Origin of the sequence: Clostridium zeae, from assembly GCF_017312485.1 — a bacterium.
Classification (GTDB): domain Bacteria; phylum Bacillota; class Clostridia; order Clostridiales; family Clostridiaceae; genus Clostridium_AR; species Clostridium_AR zeae.
In genome coordinates this window covers 1-22,743 of the sequence record NZ_BMBA01000007.1, presented here as the reverse complement: position 1 = coordinate 22,743, position 22,743 = coordinate 1, and the positions used below count along the sequence as shown (strand labels likewise).

The following is a 22,743-nucleotide window of genomic DNA, read 5'->3' as shown; positions in this document are numbered from 1 at the left end:
TTATTTTTACAAGCTTTATTTTCTATATTCACTAACTTCTATTTAGTTTTCTTTTTGGAACCTTTCCCTTGAAGCTGATTTCTGTCTGTTCTTTGTTCCATATTATTTCCTTGTTCATTTTGTTTGTTACTCTTGTTTTTTGCCATAATGAATCACTCCTTTTAAGTATTATTTTTTCCTTATAAAGAAGTAATATTCATTAATTTATTCCATATAAATTACATTTCTCTTTTGTATCATTTCTAATTTAACTATTAATTTTACATTATTACAAAGTATAAGCTGATTTTAAATATAAAAAATTTAGCTTACTCTAAGGTTATAGCACTAACTGGACATGAACAAGTTGCCTCTTCTGTATCACCACGCTCTGAGTCTAATATATCCTCCTCAATTGCAACTGCCTTCCCATCATCCTCCATACAAAACACTCTTGAGCTAATCGCTGCACAAAGTCCACATCCGATACATGCTTCTTTATCTACACAAGCTTTCATATATAATACCTCCAATTCTTTATAATTAGGTTTAATTTCTTAAGCTTTGTTTAATTAAATTATAGTAAAATTCTCAATATCATACATTGATTTAAATCACAATTTTACCTATTTTTTCTTAAATATTTCATTCACATCTATATGCATTTTCTAATTTATTTTTTTAATATCCTCTAAAAATTTGTAAAAAGATAACTATCATCACATTAACATCACACAATCATTTTATAATTACACAGTAATCCATATATATTTATGTTTATTTTTTCACTTCACACAGCATAACAAATTTAACAAAGAAATTTTTTTCCTATTCTTACTCATATTCATCGGAAAGTGAAATAATTTGCTACATAATGGAATATAAATATGCTGTATTAATTAATATAGCTTGAAGTAATTCATCTATATAGGATTCAATAATAAAGAGGTGTTATATATGAAAATTAGTAAAAAGACTGAAATTATTAAACTTTACGAAGAAGGCCTTAGCATAGAAGATATCGCAAGTAAAGGTTTTACTAAAAAATATGTGAAGCAAGTTTTAAAGACTGCTAAATTACTTAGTGAAGCTATTTCATCTGCCTTGCCAACAGAATTTTTGGAGACTAGTACTAAAGAAGAGCCGAAAATTGAAATTGCTGAATCACCTGTTGTAGAAGAAGTTCCTACTGAAGTTGAGGTTTCCCCAGAAGAAAGTGATAAATCAAATAGTCTTAGAGAAGTGATTACATTGCTTGAATCCTTAGAAAAATCATCTGCTAAAGTTGATATCAGCCTAAATATCTCTGTGAGAATAAATATTGATAATACTATTAAAACTGAATAAAATAACTCCTTTTTAACAAATTCACATCTAAATCCAAATAAAATGACCATCTATAATATTATAGATGGTCATTTTATTTGGATTTATTCCTTAGATTTTCTGTATTCAGTGATTTAAAATTCTCTCTCAGTATTAGATCATTGTTGTATATTTTTTTGTCTAGAAAATATATGGTTAACCTTTAGTTTTTCTATAAGCTACATGTCTAGTAACCCTTAAGGTATTCTCCTCTCCAGGAAAATACACTGGATTTATTCTATTATTTTTGTATAACTCAATAGCATCAACAGCATCTAATGATAACTCATTAAAACTCATCATTCCATACATCCTTGGTGGAAGAACATAAATAGGTATATCAGGATTTGAATTTTTTATGATTTTTTTTACATCTGTAATTAGATGAGGACAACATACTATAATGTCAAACTCTGAAACTTTCTTCAAAGCTAATTGAAATGGTGAAAACTCGATATAAAAATCATTTTGCATATTATTGTCCAATATTTCCTTTTCAACTTTTTGAGCTAAAGCACTTGAAGAGAATCCTCCAAGACAACATAAAAGAATTTTTATCATTTTAATCCCCCCATATAAACAATTGCAGTATAACGTTTTCACACTTATATGTCTTACTATTATAGCATAAACTCATATCCCTAAACAGGTACAATTAATTCATTTAAATATCAATTTACTTAATAGCTTTTTATCTTCTAAATGAAAAAACAGGATATTAGTTTTTATATTAAACTAATTATCCTGTATATTGTATAATCTAAAAATAACTTTGTATTATAATAGCTTTAACTTAATTTCGTTGTTGATATTATATATAAATTCTTCTATACTTACGGAACCTTCTTCACCATTTTTTCTACTTCTAAGTGAAATTGTTTTTGTACTTTTTTCTTTTTCTCCCACAATTATGATATAAGGAACTCTTTCATTTCTAGCTTCTCTAATCTTATAACCTATCTTCTCAACTCTGTCATCTATCTTTACTCTAATATGATTTTCTTCTAGTTTTTTTGCTATTTCATCTGCATACTCATTAAACTGATCTGAAATAGGAAGCACTTTAACTTGAACCGGTGATATCCAAGTTGGAAATTTACCTTCAAAATGTTCTATTAGTATTCCTATGAATCTTTCAATGCTTCCGAATATTACTCTGTGTATAACAATAGGTTTATGCTTTTCACCATCACTCCCAACATACTCTAAATCAAATCTTTGAGGAAGTTGAAAATCAAGCTGTATTGTGCCACATTGCCATGTCCTGCCAATACTATCTTCAAGATGAAAATCTATTTTAGGACCATAAAAAGCTCCATCTCCTGGATTTATCTTAAAAGACATATTTATTTCCTCTAAGGCATTTTTAAGTGATTCTTCAGCCATTTCCCACTCACTATCACTTCCCATAGAATTATCTGGTCTTGTTGAAAGTTCAACCTTATATTTAAAACCAAATCGAGCATATACTTCATCTATAAGTTTAATTACGCTCTTTATCTCGTCCTTGATCTGTTCAGGTAACATGAATATATGTGCATCATCTTGAGTAAAGGCTCTTACCCTCATAAGTCCATGTAAAGCACCAGAAAGCTCATGTCTATGCACTCTTCCCAGTTCTGCAGCTCTAATTGGAAGCTCTCTGTAAGAATGTGACTCAGATTTGTATACTAACATTCCACCAGGACAATTCATTGGTTTTATAGCATATTCCTCTTCATCAATATTTACTGTGTACATGTTTTCCTTATAATGATACCAATGTCCTGAAGTCTGCCATAACTCTCTGTTTAATATAAGTGGTGTTTCAATTTCCTCATATCCATACTTTCTATGGAGCTCTCTCCAGTACTCAATTAACTTATTTTTCAACACTACTCCATTTGGAAGAAAGAATGGAAATCCTGGACCTTCATTCATTAAAGAAAATAATTTAAGGTCTTTTCCAAGCTTTCTATGGTCTCTTTTTTTAGCTTCTTCCAACATGTTCAAATATTCATCTAATTCACTCTTTTTTACAAAGGCAGTACCATAAACTCTTTGGAGCATCTTATTTTTCTCATTGCCTCTCCAATAAGCTCCTGCAACTGATAACAGTTTAACCGCCTTTACCTTTGAAGTAGAAAGTACATGTGGACCTGCACATAAATCAATGAAGTCTCCTTGTTTAAAGAAAGTTAACTCTTCATCTTCTGGTAAATCATTTATAAGTTCAACCTTATAACTTTCATCTTTTTCCTCCATAAGCTTTAAAGCTAACTCTCTAGATAATACACTTCTCTCAAGTTTTAAGTCTTCCTTAATTATTATCTTCATTTCTTCTTCAATTGCTTTAAGCGAATCTATAGTAAGTGTTTCTTCCATATCAAAATCATAATAGAATCCACTATCAATTGCTGGACCTATCGTAAGTTTAGCACCTGGATATAGACGTTTTACCGCTTGAGCTAATATATGTGCTGCGGTGTGTCTTAAGGCCCTTCTTCCATCTTCTTCATTTGAATCAATAACACTTCCATCTTTTAAAATAACTTTTAACATGATAATCCTCCTTTTATAAAATTTTATTTTAATATATATAAAGTCGTTGAAGCGACTTTCTTCAGTGAGTTTTTTGAGCATCTTCCTTTCCGAATGTATATACGGAAAATTTGACAGGCGCCATTTCATTCTTTTTTTAATCTTTAAATTTTTCATGTTTTAAACTTGTTACACATATTTACCCGTATATCTAATTAAATTCTTGATTTTTAAAGAATAAAAAAATAAAACCCGCCCCTAAGATAAGGGACGAGTTTAATCGCGATTCCACCCAAATTACAGTAGCTATACTACACTACCGTCACTCAAAATCCATAACGCAGATTTGCGTAAATTGCTTACTAAAATTTCAGCAATCAACTCAGAGGTGGTTTTCACTAATACTTGCTTAAGAAACCTTTCAGCCGATGAGTTTCTCTCTCTTTTAACAGTAAATTACCTACTCTTCCTCTTCATAGCTTTTAAATATTCAATTTTAAAACTAGTTTAAAAATTTTATGATTTTCTATACAATAAAAAAACTCATCCCCTATAAGGGACGAGTATAATCGCGATTCCACCCAAATTACAGAAGTATTTAATTAGCTACTTCTATCACTCAACACTTTTAACGCAAGTTTACGGAACTACCTACTATATATTTCAGCAGTCAACTCAGAGGTGGTTTTCAATAATACTTATTTAAGAAACCTTTCAGCCAGTGAGTTTCTCTCTCTTTCAACAGTAAATTATTTACTCTTCCTCTTCATAGTTTTTATTAATATATATACTATTCTTTAAAAATTATTTTGTCAACACTTTATTTAATTACTACGGAAAAATATATAAATTTCAATTAGAGATAATAAGAAGACAGCTCTATGCATCTCAATCATAAAGTTGCCTTCTAATCCTTGTAAAGAACATTGATTTCTAGTTTCAGTTATCTATTATGAGAGACATTACCGAAAGTTCTTCATCTTCCATAATATATTCAGCTCATTTTCCTTGGAAATATGGTTTAAAATTTAATTAAAGAGTTCCTGTATCGAAACTTAATTTATATTTGTTTGAAAATTACGGACCTATAACCTTTTGCATGTATAAATTAATAGTTGAGTTAGGAACTCTATATAACTAAAAAAGTAGAAACTTACACTTCACTTTTATTCACTTATACATTTTTGACTATCTGAAACAGTGAGATACATTAATATAATGAGTTTTTCTGTTATTTGCTTTTTCTTATTTTCAATGGAATCGTTGCTTTCACATATACCTTCCAGTTCTGTTAAATACTTGTCCAATCTAGGCCTATGATAAATCATGAATTTTTCCATATAAGTCTTTGATACACCTTCGTCTATCCAAATCTCTCTAGTAATCTTTTTCGTAGCTTCTAACAAAGATAAAACCTTACATAATATCAAATCATTGCTGTACCCTTCAGCCTCATCTAATTCTTTGTCCAGTATATTTATAAATTTTGTCCACTCATTTATCATCATTAGCATAACTGTTTTAATTTTTTCATCATTTATATTAGGTATGCAATACTGTTTTATATCTAATATTTCATCATTGTAATCCTTTTTATTTTCATCATCAATTACAATTTGTCTTAAGGCATCATTTTTGATATTGGCTAAGATTATTTTTTTAATTCTTAATGGTAAGGGAGCACCTAAGGAATTAAGATTTTCTAAAGCACTAAAGCTTTCGGTTAAAATAAGATATCCAGTAATAAATTCTGTAAGAATAGTTGTTGTAAAAAGTGGTTGAATACCTATTTCTAAAAGTCTTACTATAATAATACAGACTGAATACATCAATATTTTATCTAAACCTCTTCTTAACCCTCTACTGTTTAGTCTTTTAATTTTAGCAGCATAAATACATCCAGTTATAGTATCAATTATTATCATCGCGCATAGCACAAGTATGGTTATTTTAAACGGTGCAAATAAAGTAGTTATTGCAGCAAATATTATTTTTACATACCAAGCATTTTCTAACTTATATAGTTCCTGCATTTAATCACGTGATTTCTCCTTTGCTTAATATTTTTTCTTTTTTAATAAAGCTCAGGTTACGTTGCGCATTATAAAAATGAAAATTCATTTATATTAAATTTTATTCAGAACATTGTTAATTGTGATAGAATAACAATTGTCAAAAAAGAAATTTCGTAATTATTTATTAAATAAAAAGAAGTACTTTAATTAAAATAATTAAGGCACCTCTAAAATACTATTATAAGTTAACTCTTATCAATGTCTAGAACGGTTTGTAGTAACACATTTGTTCCTTTTACGCAGCTTTCTAATGGGGTAAATTCTTTTTCACAGTGACTATGACCTTTTTCACTTGGAACAAAAATCATAGTAGTAGGAATTATATCAGTGATAAACTGAGCATCGTGCCCTGGACCACTGTATATTTTCATTGAAGAATATCCATATTCCTTAGCATTCTTTTCTACGTAATGAACAAATTCAGGATAAAACTTCACCGTGTTACGGGCCCATAACTTTTTGCAACTTACTTCACATTTTTCTACAACACCTGGAACTTTCTTTATTATTTCTACAACTTGCTTTACCACCTCTGGATCTTGGTGTCTTGCATCCAATGTGAATTTAACATTGTCTGGTATTATAGTATGGATATTTGGAGAAACATTCATTCGCCCTGTAGTATACACAAGCTTACTATCCAATTTATCTAGCTCATCATGCAAGTATTGAATAACCTTTGATGCAGCGAATAAAGCATCTTTTCTATATTTCATAGGAGTAGTTCCTGCATGATCTGCTTGACCTACAAATGTGAATTCATAATTTACCATTCCGCATACTCCTTCAACGATTCCTATATCTTTTTTCTCTGCTTCAAGTACTGGACCTTGTTCAATATGAAGTTCAACTAATGCTTTATACTTTTCAGCAGTTGCTCTATTTTCAATATTCCCCATATACCCACTTGCTTCCAGTGCTTCTTTGAAGGTTATTCCATCAATATCTCTAGAGGCTAACATAATATCCTTATCAAATTTTCCAGTTATAACTCCAGAAGACATCATAGCTGGATCAAAGCGTGCTCCTTCTTCATTTGTCCAAACTACCACTGTAATGGGGTGCTTATGTTCTATTTTTTCAGTAACAATAGTTTCTGCAACTTCTAATCCAGTAAGAACTCCAAGGATTCCATCATAATTTCCACCTTGCTTTACTGAATCCATATGTGATCCCATCATAATTGCTGGCAGACCTTCTTCTCCTGGTATCGTTGCGTAGATATTTGCCATATCATCTGTCTTTATTTCCATTCCAAGAGCTTTACATCTCTTACAAAATTCTTCTCTTGCTTCCAAGGCTGCTGGTGAAAGGGATAATCTTGTAATGCCACCCTTACCAGTATCTCCAAATTTGCTAAAAGTTTTTATTTTATCATCTAACCTTTCTTTATTGCATGTTAACATAAAAATACCCTCCTTAAACTTTCAAAGTACATTTTCGCTATAACTTTTCAAATATCTATATATTTACCTGCATCTCTAATAAATATAAAGCAATTCAATCCTAAGTCTATTTTCAAAACTCCTCTGAGTTCTGATCGGAGTTTTTGAAAATAGACCTTTGGTTATGAAGTTGTTCATCTATATCTTTGGTAATTTCTTTTTGACTCTCTTACCTGAAGCTATAGCTTCTGCAGGACATACTGTTACACATAACTGACAGCCTACGCATTTATCAACAATTAATATAGGAGTTCTATTGCTATCACTAACTTTTATAGCTTGATGCCCACCATCATAGCAAGATAAATAGCATCTACCACAACCTACACATTTTTCTCTATCAAACCTAGGATAGCAAATAGAATCTCTTTCAAGCTTGTCTGCTGCTACAATATTAGGTAAAGCTTTGCCAATAAATTCTGTGACGGTTTTATAACCTTGATAACTCAAATATAATTTCATTCCTTCAATAAGATCTTCTATAACTCTATAGCCATATTGCATAACTGATGTAGTTATTTGAAGATTTTCACAACCTAAAGATAAAAATTCTGCTGCGTCTTTCCAAGTTTCAATTCCACCCATACCGCTAATTGGCACATTTTTCAAAGCTTCGCAGGCTTTCATATTATGAATAAATCGTAGTGCTATGGGTTTTACTGCCTTTCCAGAATAGCCTCCAACACTAGTTTTCCCTTCTACATTGGGTTCAGATGTAAAAGAAGATAGATTTACATTCATAATACTTTTTATGGTATTTATTGCTGCAATTCCAGTGGCTCCAGCCTCCATTGCAGCTATTGCAGGTATCTCCATATTTCCCACATTTGGAGTCATTTTTGCAAGGATTGGAAGATGAGTTCCTTTTCTTGTAGCCTTAGTATACAAAGCTACTAAATCAGGGTTTTGACCAACATCAGAACCTACGCCACTATTGGTCATATGAGGACATGAAAAATTACATTCTATGATATCTGCCCCCGCATCCGTCATAAGTTCAGCAAGTTTAGTCCATTCCTCTTCATTTTGTCCCATAATAGATGCTACAATAACTTTAGAAGGATATTGTAATTTTAATCGCTTCAAGAAAGATATATTTTCTTCTAAGGTATGGTCTGAAATTTGCTCAATATTCTTAAATCCTACAAAAGGTACACTTTCTTTATTTAGCGCAGCAAATCTTGGTGAAACCTCTTCAGGTACAAACATACCAATTGTTTTAAAAGCAACCCCAGCCCAGCCCATTTCAAAAGCTTTTGCTACCATATCATAGTTACTACCTACTACTGAGGATGAGAGAAAAAATGGATTCTCGCATGTAACCCCACAAAATTCTATAGATAAATCAACCTCAGACTCTTTTACCCTTGGTTCATTTGAAATTGCTTTAATTATTCTATCAATTTGAACTGGTTCATTTATTTTACCTTTTATACAGGCTTCCATACATTCCTTTGTATCGCAGTCATCACAGGGAAGTTTGTCTGGCAGTCTATTTACTGCACCAAATCTATTTTCAAATCTTAAGGAACGAATAATACCATCTGTTTTAAGAAGCTTTGGGCAAGCTTTACTGCAAGGTGCATCATGACATAACAGGCATCCAGCTACATCTTCTCTAATTGAAATATCTTTATATAATAAACTATACATGTCCACGCCTCCCGAGTTTATTTTGTTCATAGTTGATATTACAAATCTGCCATTTCATTTAACTTATGTTTTTCTATTTATGTGCTACTCTCTTTACAAATTGCCCTATTCCTGGCTTTCCAACAAATTCTCCATCATTGTATACCAAATTTCCTCGTACAAAGGTTTTAACAGGATAACCATGAAGCTTTTTACCTTCCCAAATTGTATGATCATAATCTGAATGCATGTTTTCAACTGAAATCGTAAACTCCTTATTCGGATCATAAATTACTATATCTGCATCCTTCCCAACTGTTAGAGATCCTTTACTGTTACATCCAAATATCTTTGCTGGATTAGTAGAACAGAGCTCAACTGCACGATTAAAAGTAATCTTCCCTTCATTTGCTGCTGAAAGCATATATGGATATAAATTTTCAACTCCTGCACATCCATTAGGTATTTTAGTAAAATCATCTTTTCCCCAGTCTTTTTCATAACTTTGGAATGGACAGTGATCTGTTGCTACAGTATCTATCAAACCAACTTTTATTGCATGCCATAATGCATCTTGACTTTCTTGTGCTTTCATTGGAGGTGAACATACAAAGTTTCTTCCATCTTCTCTTTTATAAACCTCACAGGTAAACTCTAAATATTGAGGGCAAGTTTCAATATATATTTCATGTCCCTCCACCTTTGCAGCAACTGCAGCTTCTAAGCCTTCTTTATCTGCCATATGAACTATATATAGTGGCGCTTCTATGGATTTTGCTAAATGTACAGCTCTTTTATCTGCTTCAGCTTCAACAAATTCTGGTCTGCTTAGATAATGATACCAAGCTGAAGTCTTGCCTTCTCTTAAAAATTGTTCTATATTTAAGTCAATTAAATCTGGGTTTTCTGCATGGATATTTGTTATTGCTCCAGTTTCTTTTGCTTTTAATAGTATCTTCACAAGAGTAGCATCGTCTACCATCATACCTTCTTTCTTGTATACTAAAAAGCATTTAAAGCTTGTAATACCATAATCAACAGCAGCTTCAAATTCATCTAGGATCTTATCATCATTTAAATCTGTTATAATGCAATGAAATGCATAGTCAACACAAGCCTCAGGATCACACATAGCTTTTCTTGACTCAACAGTATCGAGTATTCCATTTCCTTTTCTTTGCATAGGATAATCAAAAACTGTAGTAACACCTCCACATGCTGCCGCCCTTGTACCAGATAGGTATCCATCTGCAGAAACAGTTCCACCAAAGGGCATTGCAAGATGAGTATGAGCATCTATTGCACCAGGTAATACCAACTTCCCATATGCATCTACTACCTCTACTCCCACTTCTGAAAATTCTTTTCCAATTGCCGCTATTTTGCCAGCTTTAATAGCTATATCAGCCACATAAGATTCTGTGGAAGTTACTATTGTTCCATTCTTTATTATTAAATCCATAAATAATCTCCTCTCATTTTTATTACATTATATTAATTGATCACTGCTTAGTATAAAGCTCTATAGGTAACTAATTATTATTGAATTAGCTATCTATAAGGCTTCATTGTTTTCAATAAAAGTATCCTATTAATTTTAAATTTTTACTAAAGTGAAAATTAATATTAAAGCTCACAATTATTATAATTTTTAAAAAGCATACTTTGCTAATAAGATTCAGATATCACCAAAGTCAATCTGAATCTTATTAATATTTTATTTTGTAGCTTCCTTCCAATATGAAGAGTTAAAGGTTGTATCATCAACAACTGGAGCTTTTGCTAAGTCTTTGTTATATAACTTTAAGAAATCAGCTGTTTGTCTTACTGCAGCTGTGTCAATCTCACCTATTTTCTTAGTATCGAAACCTTGTGGAGATACAAGCTTTGCAACTTCTTTTGCCATATAAACTTGATGATCTAAAGATACTGATTTATTCACTTCATACACGGTTTTTCCTGCAGCTTCCGGATCTTTAACTGCATCTGCCCATCCTTTAAACGAAGCTTTTAAGAAACGTACCACTAAGTCCTTATTTTCAGATGCCCATTTTGAATTTACAAACAGACAGTCTTCAAGCATAGCAACTCCTTCTTTATTCATATCAATTACATTTAAATCCTCATTCTTTATCCCACTTTCAAGCAGTAGTCCAAATTCGTTGTAAGTCATTGCTGAAGCTGCATCAACCGAACCTTCTTTTAACTGGTCCATGGTGTAATCCTGTTGTACTAGTTTTAAATCTTTTTCTTTGTCTAAGTTATATTTCTTAAGTAATGCAAGGACTTCATATTCATTACCACCGAACCAGTTAGCAACTTTTTTGCCTTTTAAATCTGCTGCTGAGTTTATACCAGCTGATTTCTTTGAAGCTAATAGTAGTCCTGACTTTTGGAATACTTGAGCTATCTCTTGAAGCTCATACCCTTGGGCTTGATAAGTCATTAAGCTTGAAACCCAAGTAACTCCTATATTGGCTACTCCATTATAAACATTTTGTTCTGGAATAATATCACTTCCTCCTGGAAGAATTTCGATATCAATGCCTTCATCTTTGTAATAACCTTTTTCTTTTGCCACATAATACCCCATAAATTGAGATTGCGGCAGCCACTTTAATTGAAGCTTTACCTTCTGAAGCTCACCTGTACTTTTTGTTGCTGATTCCGTTGTCTTTGTTGAACCACATCCTGTAAGTAAAGCCCCAATCATTACTACACTCAAAACTAATGCTCCTAATTTTTTTTTCATTAAATATTCCCCCTTTTTATTTGTTACAATTTATCTTTGTGAAGCATGCCATCTTATAGCTCTGCGTTCTACCAATAAAACAATTAAGTAAAGAATTATTCCAACTAATGCAGCCATAACTATATAAGACCATCCCATAGCCGTCATTCCCTTTCTTAAATTGTCTTTCACGCCAAATCCAATTCCTGACGTTGATGCAGCAAAATACTCACTTATCATAGCTGCCATTATTGCAGCAGCCACATTAATCTTTAAAGCAGTCAATATACTTGGTAAACAGTTTGGCAAACGGAGTTTAAAAAATATCACTCTTTCTGGTGCAGCGTAGGATTCCAACAGATCTTTTGCAAAAGGTTTTAAGTCATTTAAGCCTCTATATGCATTGATTGCCATAGCAGCCATACATATAACCGTTACAACTCCAACCTTTTGAGCAAAACCACTGGTAAACCATCTGTTCATTATAGGGGACAAAGCAACTATTGGAACAGCATTAAAAGCAGCTATTACACTTAAGCCTGTATATCCCCATTTAGGAAACTGTGTAGCTATTACTGCCACTAAAAATCCTATGGTACAACCAATAATCAATCCTACTAAAGCACCTGAAACTGTAATCAAGGTATCCCCTAAAGTCTTACTTAGATTTGTATTCAAAGTTCTAATAATTTGAGAAGGTATAGGTAATTGAAAAGGCTTAAACCCTAGCGCATCATGTATAATTCCTTTTTCCCATAAAAATATTACTAATATTCCAAAAACCAAAGGCCACAACACATTTTTGATTTTTTCTCCCATTTAGTATTCTCCTTTCTAGGATGACACTTGTTTTTTCCAAGGCATACAAATCTTTTCTATAAGAATAACTATAAAGTAGCTTATAATTCCCATAAGTGCACTAGTAACAACCGATGCCCAAAATACATCCTTTATTCCCGAATATAAAGAATAAAGAAGCTTTACGCCTATTCCTCCACTGGAACCGAGCATATCTACTAAAATTGAAGCAGTGATTGACATTGGTGCAGCTATTTTTAGTCCTGCAAAAAGGTATTGCATACTAAAAGGAATCATAAGTTTATAGTAAATACTTTTTTTCTTTGCAGCGTAGGAATATAGAAGTTCCTTTTTCTCACTGTCCACACTATTTAGCCCGCTAAGCATATTAACTGAAACAGGAAAAAAGGTTATATATGCAGCAATAACTATTCTAGAAGTATTCATATCTCTAACAAGAGTAAAGATAATAGGTGCTAGCCCTAGTACAGGTATCATTTGAGAAATAATCAAGTAAGGCAATGCTATTTTTTCAGCTATTTTTGATAAACTCATGATAATTGCTAAAATAAAGCCTATAGCTGCCCCAATTACAAACCCTAATACAGCTCTAGAAAACGTAAGTCCAGCTGCACTTATTAGCTCTGAAAAATTATGCACTATAGAAATGATGATATTATGTGGATATGGAAGCTTTACATCTGCCATTGGATCATGGGCCACCTTATCTAATAAAAACGCTACTATTTCCCAAAAAAGAAATAAGCCTGCTGTCCAAACCAAATTCACCTTATATCTTTCTTTTTTACTTATCATTCTCACACCCCCTCAAAGGTATTTCGAATTTTTGTTATATAATCGTAGAATTTTTGTGACTGCTTTGATTCCATATTTCTAGGTCTAGGAAGCTCTATATCAATTACGCCTGATACGCGCCCTGGATGAGGTGATAAAACTACTACTCTATCCGATAAAAATACAGCTTCGGAAATATTATGAGTTACAAATACTACTGTCTTTTTTGTTTTTTTCCAAATATCAAGAAGATCCACATGAAGTTTTTCACGAGTAAATTCATCTAAAGCTGAGAAGGGTTCATCCATTAAAAGTATCTCAGGATTGATAGCCAACGCTCTTGCAATACCAACCCTTTGCTGCATTCCCCCACTTAATTCATAAGGATATTTCTTACCAAAGCTAGTAAGTCCAACTAAATCTAGCATCTTAGTTACTTGTGCGGTTCTATCTGATTTTTTCATTCCCATTAGCTCCATCGGCATACAAACATTTCTTCTTACCGTTCTCCAATCATATAAGACAGGATTTTGAAATACTATTCCGTATTTTCTTTGAAGTCTTACTTCTCTTGGACTTTGACCTCTTACAGTTATACTTCCATCTGTTGGCTGCAAAAGATCCGCTATTATTCTAAGAAGAGTTGTTTTTCCGCATCCAGAAGGTCCTAACAAAGAAATAAATTCGCCTTCTTTAATATCCAAATTAACATTTTTAAGAGCAGTTACCGGTGTACCACCTTTTTTATCATGGTAAACCATACTTAAATTTTCAATCTTTATTTCTACTTTTTCTTTTCCTTTAATAGGAAAATCGCTTACTTCAAACTCTGAATCTATTTCACTGAACATACTCATCTGTTTTTACCTCCTCCTAATATAGATGCATACTTCGTATTAAACTTATATTTTTAAAACCTCTCACTAAAAACCATAAAAATTTTTAAAATAGATAGCACACCCAAATACTCCATATTTAACACAAAACGGCGCAAAACCATTATAGTTTTGCGCCGTTGCAAATAACTTTATCATATAATACTTAATATACTTTGTTGAATCTAAAGTATTTTTAATATTTTAAAAACTCTTTAAACTATGTGACTATAGCATAATTTGAGTACTACCATAACTTATAATATATATTTACCAAGTCATCTTTCTTAACTTCTTTTATAGTATTTGATGGACTTCCACTATTTATTGCATCTTGTGCCATCTTGTCTACTAATTCATTAAACTTTTCTTTATCAACACCATATTGCTGCAATGTAGGAATCTCACATGCTTTGCAAAGCTCCGTAAGTTTATCTAAAAAAGCTTCCGCAGCTTCCTTATCTGTTGCTTTATCATCTGCAGCATTTATTGCTTTACCTATAGCTCCAAATCTTTCATAGCTTCCATCTAATACATAAGCTAGGCACTCTCTTATAAGCATGGCGTTTGAAATTCCGTGAGGCACATGAAAGAGTGCTCCAATTGGCCTGCTCATTCCATGAACTAAGGTAACAGAGGAATTGTTTATACATATTCCGGCTTCATAAGCAGCTAAGACCATCTGCTCTCTCGCTCTTTCATCCTCTCCGTTTTTATACGCCATAGGAAGAAAAGTAAATATTTTCTTAATAGCTGATAAAGCAAAGGTATCAGTTAAAGGATTTGCTTTTCTTGAGGTATAAGCTTCCACTGCATGAGTTAGTGCATCCATCCCTGTAGCAGCTGTAATACTTTTGGGTGCAGTTAAGGTAAACTTATAATCTAAAATTGCAAGATCTGGTAGTAGTGACTCTCCCCTTAAAAGCATTTTAATATTCTTCTTTGTATCAGTTATAACTGTAAGCTTAGTTGCTTCGGAACCTGTTCCAGCTGTGGTAGGTATTAAAACTAGCGGAGGAAAATCACCTTCAATTGAAATCCCCATATAATCTGATATTTCACCATCCAGTTTTGTCATTGCTACAATGGCTTTTCCACTATCTAAAGGACTTCCACCTCCTATAGCTATGCAAAAATCACACTTCTCTTCTTTATAAGCTTTGACTCCACATTCAATCATATCTGTAGTAGGCTCTTCTGTAATGTCGTTAAATACTACAAAATCAATCTTCCATTTAGTCAAATAATCTGTAAGTTTTTTTACTAGTCCTGTTTTTGTAACTATCTTACCAGAAACTATAAAGGCCTTTTTGCCAAAGGATTTAATATAGCTTTCGCTAGCTTCTAATGCATTTTCACCTATGATAGTACGCCCTGGTAAACTGAATTCATATGCCATTTAATCCACCTCTTCTAGATAAATTCTTTATCTACAGTATCAAGTACTTCATCTAATTTTGCAAGTTCTTCCTCTAGCTGTTCCTTGGTTATAATAAGTGGTGGCGCTACTAAAATCATGTTTTCATGGGTATAAGTCATAAATTTTCTCTCTCTTAATTTACCTAGAATCTTTCCCATTATTCCCTCTGGATCTCTTCCATAAGGTACTATAGGTTCTTTGGTTTTCTTATCTTTAACTAGTTCAACTGCTGAGAATAAACCAATATATCTTACATCACCAACTGATGCATGCTTTACTTTTATTTCCTCTAACCTTTCTCCAAGAACCTTTCCTACTTCTTTTACATTTGATAATATATGTGCCTCCTCATAATAATTGACACATGCAAGTCCAGCTGCACAGGCTAAAGGATGTCCACTATAAGTTAGCCCACAAGACAACATATTATCATCAAAATATTCTGCAATTTTCTTGCTCACAACTACACCACCAAGTTGTACATACCCGCAGGTTACACCTTTTGCAAAGGTTACTATATCAGGTTTTATTCCGAAGTTCTCAAAACCAAACATCGTACCAGTTCTTCCCCATCCTGTCATAACTTCATCGCAGATCATAAGAATTTTAAATTCGTCACATAAAGCTCTCACTCCAGGAAGATAGCCTTTTGGAGGAATTATTACACCATTTGAACCAGTTATGGTTTCTAGGACTATTGCAGCTATGCTGTCTGGTCCTTCATAAATTATTTGTTCTCTAAGCTTTTGAAGATAATATTTTGTAGCCTCTTCTTCTGATTTAAACTCTATTGGTTCTCTGTATATATATGGATCAAAGAATTTTATAAACCCTGGTATCCCAGGTTCTAATGCATATCTTCTTGGCTCTCCAGTAAGGTTACCTGAACCAAAGGATGATCCATGATAGCTTCTATATCGACTAAACACTTTTGATTTCCCAGTGAACATTCTCGCTATCTTGATGGCATTTTCATTTGATTCTGCACCTGCATTTGTAAAAAAAACTTTTCCCATATTATCCGGCATTACCTCAATTATCTTTTTAGCAAGCTTTGCGCGAGATTCTGCTCCAAAGGAAGGTCCTACAAAACAAAACTTATCAACCTGTTCTTTTATCGCATCTCCAATTGCTTTGTTTCCAAATCCAAGATTCATATTTACAAGTTGTGAAGACATATCAGAGTAACGATTACCATCATAATCCCAAAAATATATTCCATCAGCTTTTTCAACTGGAATAGGATTCAAATTTCTTTGTTTACTCCAAGATTGTAAATTATATTTTTTTAATGTGCTCTTAATTTCTTCCGCATTCATACTATCCATCCCCCTAAAAACAAACGGAGCTTGTTCCTTTGAACAAGCTCCATTGCTTTATCTTTAATAATATATCGACATTTAATTATGTACTTATTATATACTGGTGATTTAGCCTATTTCAATGAGTAAATGACTAAAGTTATTTGTGCATTTGCACATATTAGAGATGTAAAGCTTTAAATAATCGTATCTAAATTTCAATATTTTTAAGTGCTATTTTATAATGTTGTATTAATATAACAAATTTATTCATCATTAGTTGTTGTCCACTTTTATTTTCTGCTAAAACCATAGTTATCTTCTCCTTAGAAAATTATTTATAAAAATGTCCCCTATATTAATCTACAAGACCATAACCAATAAATTTGTAATTATCCATACTTATAAACACAATAATATTATTGTGAAGCATTGTTTTATCTTTACCAGGAAAGTCTACTAAATACACTTCTTTCCCAATATATGATTCATCCGAAAACATTACCATATTTAGAGATAATTTCACTTCAGTTAGCTTACTATCTCTCCATGTCCCAAGTACTTTATCCTTCTGGTATTGACTCAGATTATCAAATGCAATTTCTCTAATATCCTTTGCTACATTAGAAATATTTTTTTGATTTTCCGTATGCATATTAACAATATTACTTTCACTATAATAAAAAATAACCATTATAATTATGACTAGTGCTCCTAAAAATACTATTATTTTCTTCATATTAACACCTCTAGTAGTTTAGTATTAATACGTTAAATTACTATGAAAAGTTCATAGACAACTAATATTTTTAATCTTAAAGTACTGTTTTCTATTTATATATTTATGTCGCATCCCATCCTATTTAAAAAATTCCTAAATGTACAAAAGGAAACTTCAAATGAAGTTCCCCTATCACCACACTTAAGCACAAATCGATTTTTAATCTATTACTTTCGAATAAAAATAATAAATTTTACTGGAGATGTTTGATTCCTTATTTTATATAATATCCTTAATAAAAAATGCTAAGTAAAATCTAAGTTTTTCGTCCAAATCTAATATATTACAGCCTGTTATTTTCTCAATCTTTTTAAGCTGATTATTAACTGTATTTCTATGAATATATTGCTTCTCAGCAACAAGGCTTTGACTGCCATTGTTCTTCAAATACATATATAAAAAATCCATAAGGTCTGTGTTATTTTCCAAATCATACTTTTCAAGTTTACCTAAGGTATCCTTGTAAAACCTCTTCAAAACCTCCTTATCATTTGAATTTAAAAACAGCTTATAAATATCAAGTTTATCATAATATATTGCGTCCTTATGCTGCTTTCTTGCCATGGTCATAGCTGTAAAAGCATTGTTAAAGTTTTCCGCCTGTCTTTCAATTCCTATATTATTTTCGCTCACTCCCATATGAACCTTAAAGGAAGGTTCAGGAAAACTTTTAAAGAAGGTATTTACAAAATTCTCAAGATCATAATTACCGTAATTAACAAGAAGTAAAACTAAACAATCATTATAAGAAAAAGATATATAAAGTTCATGGATACTTCTAGCAATTCTTTCAGAATACATCTTTACCTTATTCATATTAATGACTTCATCATTATTTTTCTCATTTTTAAAAGACATCACAATAAAACAAAAATGGCTATCTCTCAAATAACCATAACGTTCAAGTTGTAAAATATGTGTTTCCAAATCTCCAATTTTAAATATTATATTTTTTATAGTAGCTGAAATACTCATTTCAACCTGTTCTCTCTGCATAATACGATAGCAAATATCTCTTGTAATATCCACCATTCTCGTCTCCCAAGGAATAGTATAAAGTGGCATATTTACTTCGTTACAATATTCTATTACTTCTTTAGGAATAAACTTTGTATACGGTCCTATATTAACAACAAAAGCACTTGTCCCAGCGATATACAACTTTTTAGTATACTCTAATAACCAAGTCTCTGAGTTATTCAGTATTCCTGAAGTAAGCACTACTTCGTTTCCATGAAGAAAATTACTGACCTCATCATTTTCGATAATATGCACCCACTCTACAAGATTATTAAGACCCTTCTGTCCTGCTAACAATTTCATTTGATATAAAACAGCCCCATTTCCAAACAATTTCCCTACAGTAATTGACATAATTGATCGCCCCTTATCATTTATATCTATTTAGATTTATTATATTTTAAACTTTATCGCATAAGAATGCAAATACTAATGAATACTATGCATAAATATAAAAAATGGTTTTACACTTAAGCGTAAAACCATTTTTAAAGATAAATATTAATTTTTTAAATTCCTATGTGAGTAATTAAGTTCTTCATACCCTTAAAGCTATATCTTAAATCTATTAATTGCCTCTACTATTTTACTAGACATTTGTGAAAGTACTTGTGCTGAATTGGCTACTTCTTCTGATGAACTGCTCATTTGTTCAGATGAAGCTGTTATTTCTTCAGCTGATGCTGAATTCTCTTCCGCTACTGCAGATGCATTACCAACTCTACTTATTATTTCACTTTTTTCATCATTTATTTTATTCATAGAGCCATTTACATTATTTAGCATAGGCAATAACTTTTCTACGGATTTCATAATATTATTAAATGAATTTATTGAGTTGTCTATTATACTTATTTGACCAGTAAACTCATCACTAACTACATTGGTAGTACTTACGACTTCGGTAGTCTCCTTTGAAATCTCTCCAAGTAAAGTATTTATTTCGGTTGAAGATGTTTTGCTTTGTTCTGCTAATTTTCTTATTTCATCTGCAACCACAGCGAAGCCTTTTCCTGCTTCTCCTGCTCTTGCAGCTTCTATTGCTGCATTTAAAGCTAAAAGATTTGTTTGCTCTGAAATACTGTTTATCAATTCGGTAATACTATTTATTTCTTTAATATTATCTCCTAGATGATCAATCTTCGATGCGACCTTTGAAAAAGACTCATTAATAGTTGATATGGATTTTACAAGGCTTTGTAGCTGCTGATTACTTATATTAGCCATTGAATTTATATTTCCAGCTGTTTCATTAACATCGTTCACTACTGTTGAAACTTCCTCTATTTCTTCTCCAAACTCATTTACAACTCCAGATATAACCATCAATTCTTCTGCTTGCGACGAAGATCCCACCGCTACTTCCTGTATTGCATTACTTACCTCTTGAGATGATGAAGTCATCTCTTCAGAAATAGCTGACAAAGATAAGGCTTGCTCATTCATATTACTTACGTCTTCTTTAACTTCACCTAACACACTTGAAATAGTGCTTACAGTTGTAGCTAATTCTTTCTTCATTATTCCGAATTCATTGTTTTGAGTAGTATCTATTTCTAAAGTGAAATCTCCAGCTGCAACTGATTTCAATTGAGTTGTAAATTCTTTTATAGACATTCTTATGTATAAAAGTATTACTAAAGAAATAACTGATACCAAAATAACTATTCCTATAGAAAGAGCCATAAATGTATTTTTTGTAGAATTATATTGTTCTCTACTATTCTGACTAATAAGATCAGCAGATTTTTTTTCACTATCAACAAGATTTGAAATAGCTTTACTTACTTGATTACCATATTTAATATATTCATCCATATATTCCTTTGTCATTGTTTGTCCACTTTTTCTTGCTTCTTTCAATTCAGGGAACTTGCCCATGTACTGTGAAAAAGATTCCTTAAGTTCTTTCAATATCTGTTTCTGTTCATCTGTATAATTAGAAGTTGTTAACTGATCCATAAGTTTATTAATATTTTCACTTGTAGTGTTTACTTCGTTGATTTGAACCTCATCATAAGCTCTGTCGATTATTCTTGTAACCACATTTCTCATCCCATTATAAGATCCATTTATATCCCCTAAGATTTTTATATTATTTAATTCGTAATTATTGATATACTCAATATTTGTATCTATTTTTTTCATACCAGATAAAGATACTAAACCAACTATTAGTAATGAGACTACAGCAATTGCCCAAAGTGCCGATATTCCATGAACTATCTTAACATTTTTCATACCTTTTCTCTTCCCCATTATATCTTTTCCTCCACACTCTATTATTTTTATAGTTCATATATACTTTTAATTATAATTTTAATATATTTAAAAAAAATAATTAAAAGTATTTTTTAAATAATACTTACTATTAGTTAATTATCGTCCAATTGAATATTTTATTTATAACTTAAATTATTTTATATAAACAAATTTTTATTTCCTAGTACATAAGAGTTATTAGTGCTAAAAAATAAAGAAGTCAAAAATGACTTCTTTTAATAAACTACTAAAATTATCTATTTAATTTACATTAAACTTTATAATTTAAACTTTTACTATTTTATTTTCTGTGCAGTAATACCAGCTTTAAATCCAGCTCTAAATAAATCAAAAGCTTTTTTTATCAAAATAGTATTTTCTAAATCATTATTTTGTTTTAATACTTCAATCGCTGCTTCAATAGTGCATAAGTTTCCTTCAATGATCCCTTTTCTTAAATCATATTCTGATTTGAAGCTAGGATTCAATGAAATTCTCGGAATTCCTTTTAGATAATCGCTTTTCCTTAGTATCTTCTTTGCTTCCTTCCAAGTTCCATCTAAAAGAATAAAAGCTGGAATTCTATCTGTATTACTATGCTCAACTTTAGTTTTTACTATATAGCTATTTTCTTCAGGAAAAATAAGATATACATCATAAATATCTTGCTGTATATTTTTAATTAATTCCTCAGGCTTTTTAGTTCTCTCCCATAAATATATTTCTGTTGATTCTGGGTTAACTAACTTTAAAATTCTTGCAGTATTTGAAGGTCTATATAATTCTCTTTCAGTTGATAGTATCCATATTTTTGCTTTAGTCTTAATTTTTGAAATTGTATTACAAATACAATTTATATCAGGAAGACCACATTTATCGCAACTTTGATATAGTTTTGTGATTTGTTTAACTTTATAAATCGAACCCATTTTATCTCCTTAGATCTATTTTCTCTATTAATATTACATTAATTTAAAATAAACTACACTATTTAACTTAACCTCAAACATGACTTATAATTAGTAAAATTAATCTTCCTTCCAATTGCGTGCTTCATTAATCTACTGAAAAACCTACCATCATTTTTACTGTATATCTTAAAATCTTCAAAATCAATTAAAATTTCTAAGTTTAGCTAAATAAAATTACATACTTTTCTTATGCATAAAAAAAGACTTCACATTCGTGAAGTCTTCTGCGTACCATTAAGATACTAATTACCTAGCAACCACCTACTCTCCCACACAGTCGCCCATGCAGTACCATCAGCCGTCTAAGTCTTAACCTTCGTGTTCGGTATGGGTACGGGTGTAACCCTTAGACGCATCATTACTAGATTTTTGAAAGATATTCTTTCAAAATTGCACTTAAGTTAACTTTGTAATAACATTTATTGGTCAAGCCCTCGACCTATTAGTATCGGTCAGCTGAACATGTTACCATGCTTACACCTCCGACCTATCAACCTCGTGTTCTTCGAGGGGTCTTACTAGCTTACGCTATGGGAAATCTAATCTTGAGGTGGGCTTCACGCTTAGATGCTTTCAGCGTTTATCCCTTCCCGACGTAGCTACCCAGCTATGCTCCTGGCGGAACAACTGGTGCACCAGAGGTCAGTCCATCCCGGTCCTCTCGTACTAAGGACAGCTCCTCTCAAATTTCCTACGCCCGCGACGGATAGGGACCGAACTGTCTCACGACGTTCTGAACCCAGCTCGCGTGCCGCTTTAATGGGCGAACAGCC

Annotated in this window: 18 protein-coding genes, 2 rRNA genes and 2 other annotated features; of the genes, 1 reads left to right on the top strand and 19 read right to left on the bottom strand. The window is 31.8% G+C overall.

All coding sequences use genetic code 11. From position 1 onward, the window contains the following. Window positions 1–308: 308 nt before the first annotated feature. Window positions 309–497, bottom strand: a complete 189-nt coding sequence (locus tag J3477_RS21340) for a ferredoxin (RefSeq protein ID WP_206872234.1) — start codon at window positions 495–497, stop codon at window positions 309–311. Window positions 498–936: 439 nt separating this feature from the next. Between J3477_RS21340 and J3477_RS21335 the strand changes: the two genes are divergently transcribed. Next, window positions 937–1,326, top strand: a complete 390-nt coding sequence (locus J3477_RS21335) for a hypothetical protein (RefSeq protein ID WP_206872232.1) — start codon at window positions 937–939, stop codon at window positions 1,324–1,326. 174 nt (window positions 1,327–1,500) lie between these two features. Here J3477_RS21335 and J3477_RS21330 read toward each other — a convergent pair whose 3' ends face one another. From J3477_RS21330 to J3477_RS21245, 18 genes are all read right to left on the bottom strand, one after another. Beyond that, window positions 1,501–1,905, bottom strand: coding sequence for a PTS sugar transporter subunit IIB (locus J3477_RS21330; protein ID WP_206872230.1), 405 nt, complete (start codon window positions 1,903–1,905; stop codon window positions 1,501–1,503). Between the two features lie 216 nt (window positions 1,906–2,121). After that, window positions 2,122–3,885: a threonine--tRNA ligase gene (thrS, locus tag J3477_RS21325; protein WP_228731332.1), complete on the bottom strand. Its 1,764-nt coding sequence runs from the start codon at window positions 3,883–3,885 to the stop codon at window positions 2,122–2,124. A 242-nt stretch (window positions 3,886–4,127) separates the two neighbouring features. Continuing rightward, window positions 4,128–4,350, bottom strand: a binding site (T-box leader). A 66-nt stretch (window positions 4,351–4,416) separates the two neighbouring features. Continuing rightward, window positions 4,417–4,643 (bottom strand) — a binding site (T-box leader). A 387-nt stretch (window positions 4,644–5,030) separates the two neighbouring features. Beyond that, window positions 5,031–5,897, bottom strand: coding sequence for a phage holin family protein (locus tag J3477_RS21320; protein WP_206872228.1), 867 nt, complete (start codon window positions 5,895–5,897; stop codon window positions 5,031–5,033). Between the two features lie 227 nt (window positions 5,898–6,124). Then, window positions 6,125–7,345, bottom strand: coding sequence for a Zn-dependent hydrolase (locus J3477_RS21315; protein ID WP_206872226.1), 1,221 nt, complete (start codon window positions 7,343–7,345; stop codon window positions 6,125–6,127). A gap of 177 nt (window positions 7,346–7,522) precedes the next feature. After that, window positions 7,523–9,037, bottom strand: a complete 1,515-nt coding sequence (gene preA / locus J3477_RS21310) for an NAD-dependent dihydropyrimidine dehydrogenase subunit PreA (RefSeq protein ID WP_206872225.1) — start codon at window positions 9,035–9,037, stop codon at window positions 7,523–7,525. 73 nt (window positions 9,038–9,110) lie between these two features. Then, on the bottom strand, window positions 9,111–10,478 hold the full coding sequence (gene hydA, locus J3477_RS21305) for a dihydropyrimidinase (protein ID WP_206872223.1): 1,368 nt from the start codon (window positions 10,476–10,478) through the stop codon (window positions 9,111–9,113). A 255-nt stretch (window positions 10,479–10,733) separates the two neighbouring features. Next, window positions 10,734–11,768 carry an ABC transporter substrate-binding protein gene (locus J3477_RS21300; RefSeq protein WP_206872221.1) on the bottom strand — a complete coding sequence of 345 codons (1,035 nt, stop codon included), beginning with the start codon at window positions 11,766–11,768 and terminating at the stop codon, window positions 10,734–10,736. Between the two features lie 30 nt (window positions 11,769–11,798). Continuing rightward, window positions 11,799–12,566, bottom strand: a complete 768-nt coding sequence (locus tag J3477_RS21295; RefSeq protein ID WP_206872220.1) for an ABC transporter permease — start codon at window positions 12,564–12,566, stop codon at window positions 11,799–11,801. A gap of 15 nt (window positions 12,567–12,581) precedes the next feature. After that, the gene (locus J3477_RS21290; protein WP_206872217.1) at window positions 12,582–13,361 is read right to left on the bottom strand and encodes an ABC transporter permease; all 780 of its coding nucleotides are present in this window, start codon (window positions 13,359–13,361) and stop codon (window positions 12,582–12,584) included. Window positions 13,362–13,363: 2 nt separating this feature from the next. Further along, a complete protein-coding gene (locus J3477_RS21285; protein WP_206872215.1) occupies window positions 13,364–14,197 on the bottom strand; it encodes an ABC transporter ATP-binding protein in 834 nt (277 codons plus the stop codon). Between the two features lie 265 nt (window positions 14,198–14,462). Further along, window positions 14,463–15,614 carry an iron-containing alcohol dehydrogenase gene (locus J3477_RS21280; protein WP_206872213.1) on the bottom strand — a complete coding sequence of 384 codons (1,152 nt, stop codon included), beginning with the start codon at window positions 15,612–15,614 and terminating at the stop codon, window positions 14,463–14,465. A gap of 14 nt (window positions 15,615–15,628) precedes the next feature. After that, a complete protein-coding gene (locus J3477_RS21275; protein WP_206872211.1) occupies window positions 15,629–16,954 on the bottom strand; it encodes an aminotransferase class III-fold pyridoxal phosphate-dependent enzyme in 1,326 nt (441 codons plus the stop codon). Between the two features lie 340 nt (window positions 16,955–17,294). Next, window positions 17,295–17,675, bottom strand: coding sequence for a hypothetical protein (locus J3477_RS21270; RefSeq protein ID WP_206872209.1), 381 nt, complete (start codon window positions 17,673–17,675; stop codon window positions 17,295–17,297). A 261-nt stretch (window positions 17,676–17,936) separates the two neighbouring features. After that, window positions 17,937–19,091 (bottom strand): PucR family transcriptional regulator, encoded by a 1,155-nt coding sequence (locus J3477_RS21265; RefSeq protein WP_206872206.1) that lies wholly within the window; start codon window positions 19,089–19,091, stop codon window positions 17,937–17,939. Between the two features lie 198 nt (window positions 19,092–19,289). After that, on the bottom strand, window positions 19,290–20,996 hold the full coding sequence (locus J3477_RS21260; RefSeq protein WP_206872204.1) for a methyl-accepting chemotaxis protein: 1,707 nt from the start codon (window positions 20,994–20,996) through the stop codon (window positions 19,290–19,292). A gap of 299 nt (window positions 20,997–21,295) precedes the next feature. Next, on the bottom strand, window positions 21,296–21,928 hold the full coding sequence (locus J3477_RS21255; protein WP_206872202.1) for a tRNA-uridine aminocarboxypropyltransferase: 633 nt from the start codon (window positions 21,926–21,928) through the stop codon (window positions 21,296–21,298). A gap of 290 nt (window positions 21,929–22,218) precedes the next feature. Next, window positions 22,219–22,336: ribosomal RNA gene (gene rrf / locus J3477_RS21250) — 5S ribosomal RNA — on the bottom strand. Window positions 22,337–22,392: 56 nt separating this feature from the next. After that, window positions 22,393–22,743, bottom strand: a 23S ribosomal RNA gene (locus J3477_RS21245); the annotation flags it as partial.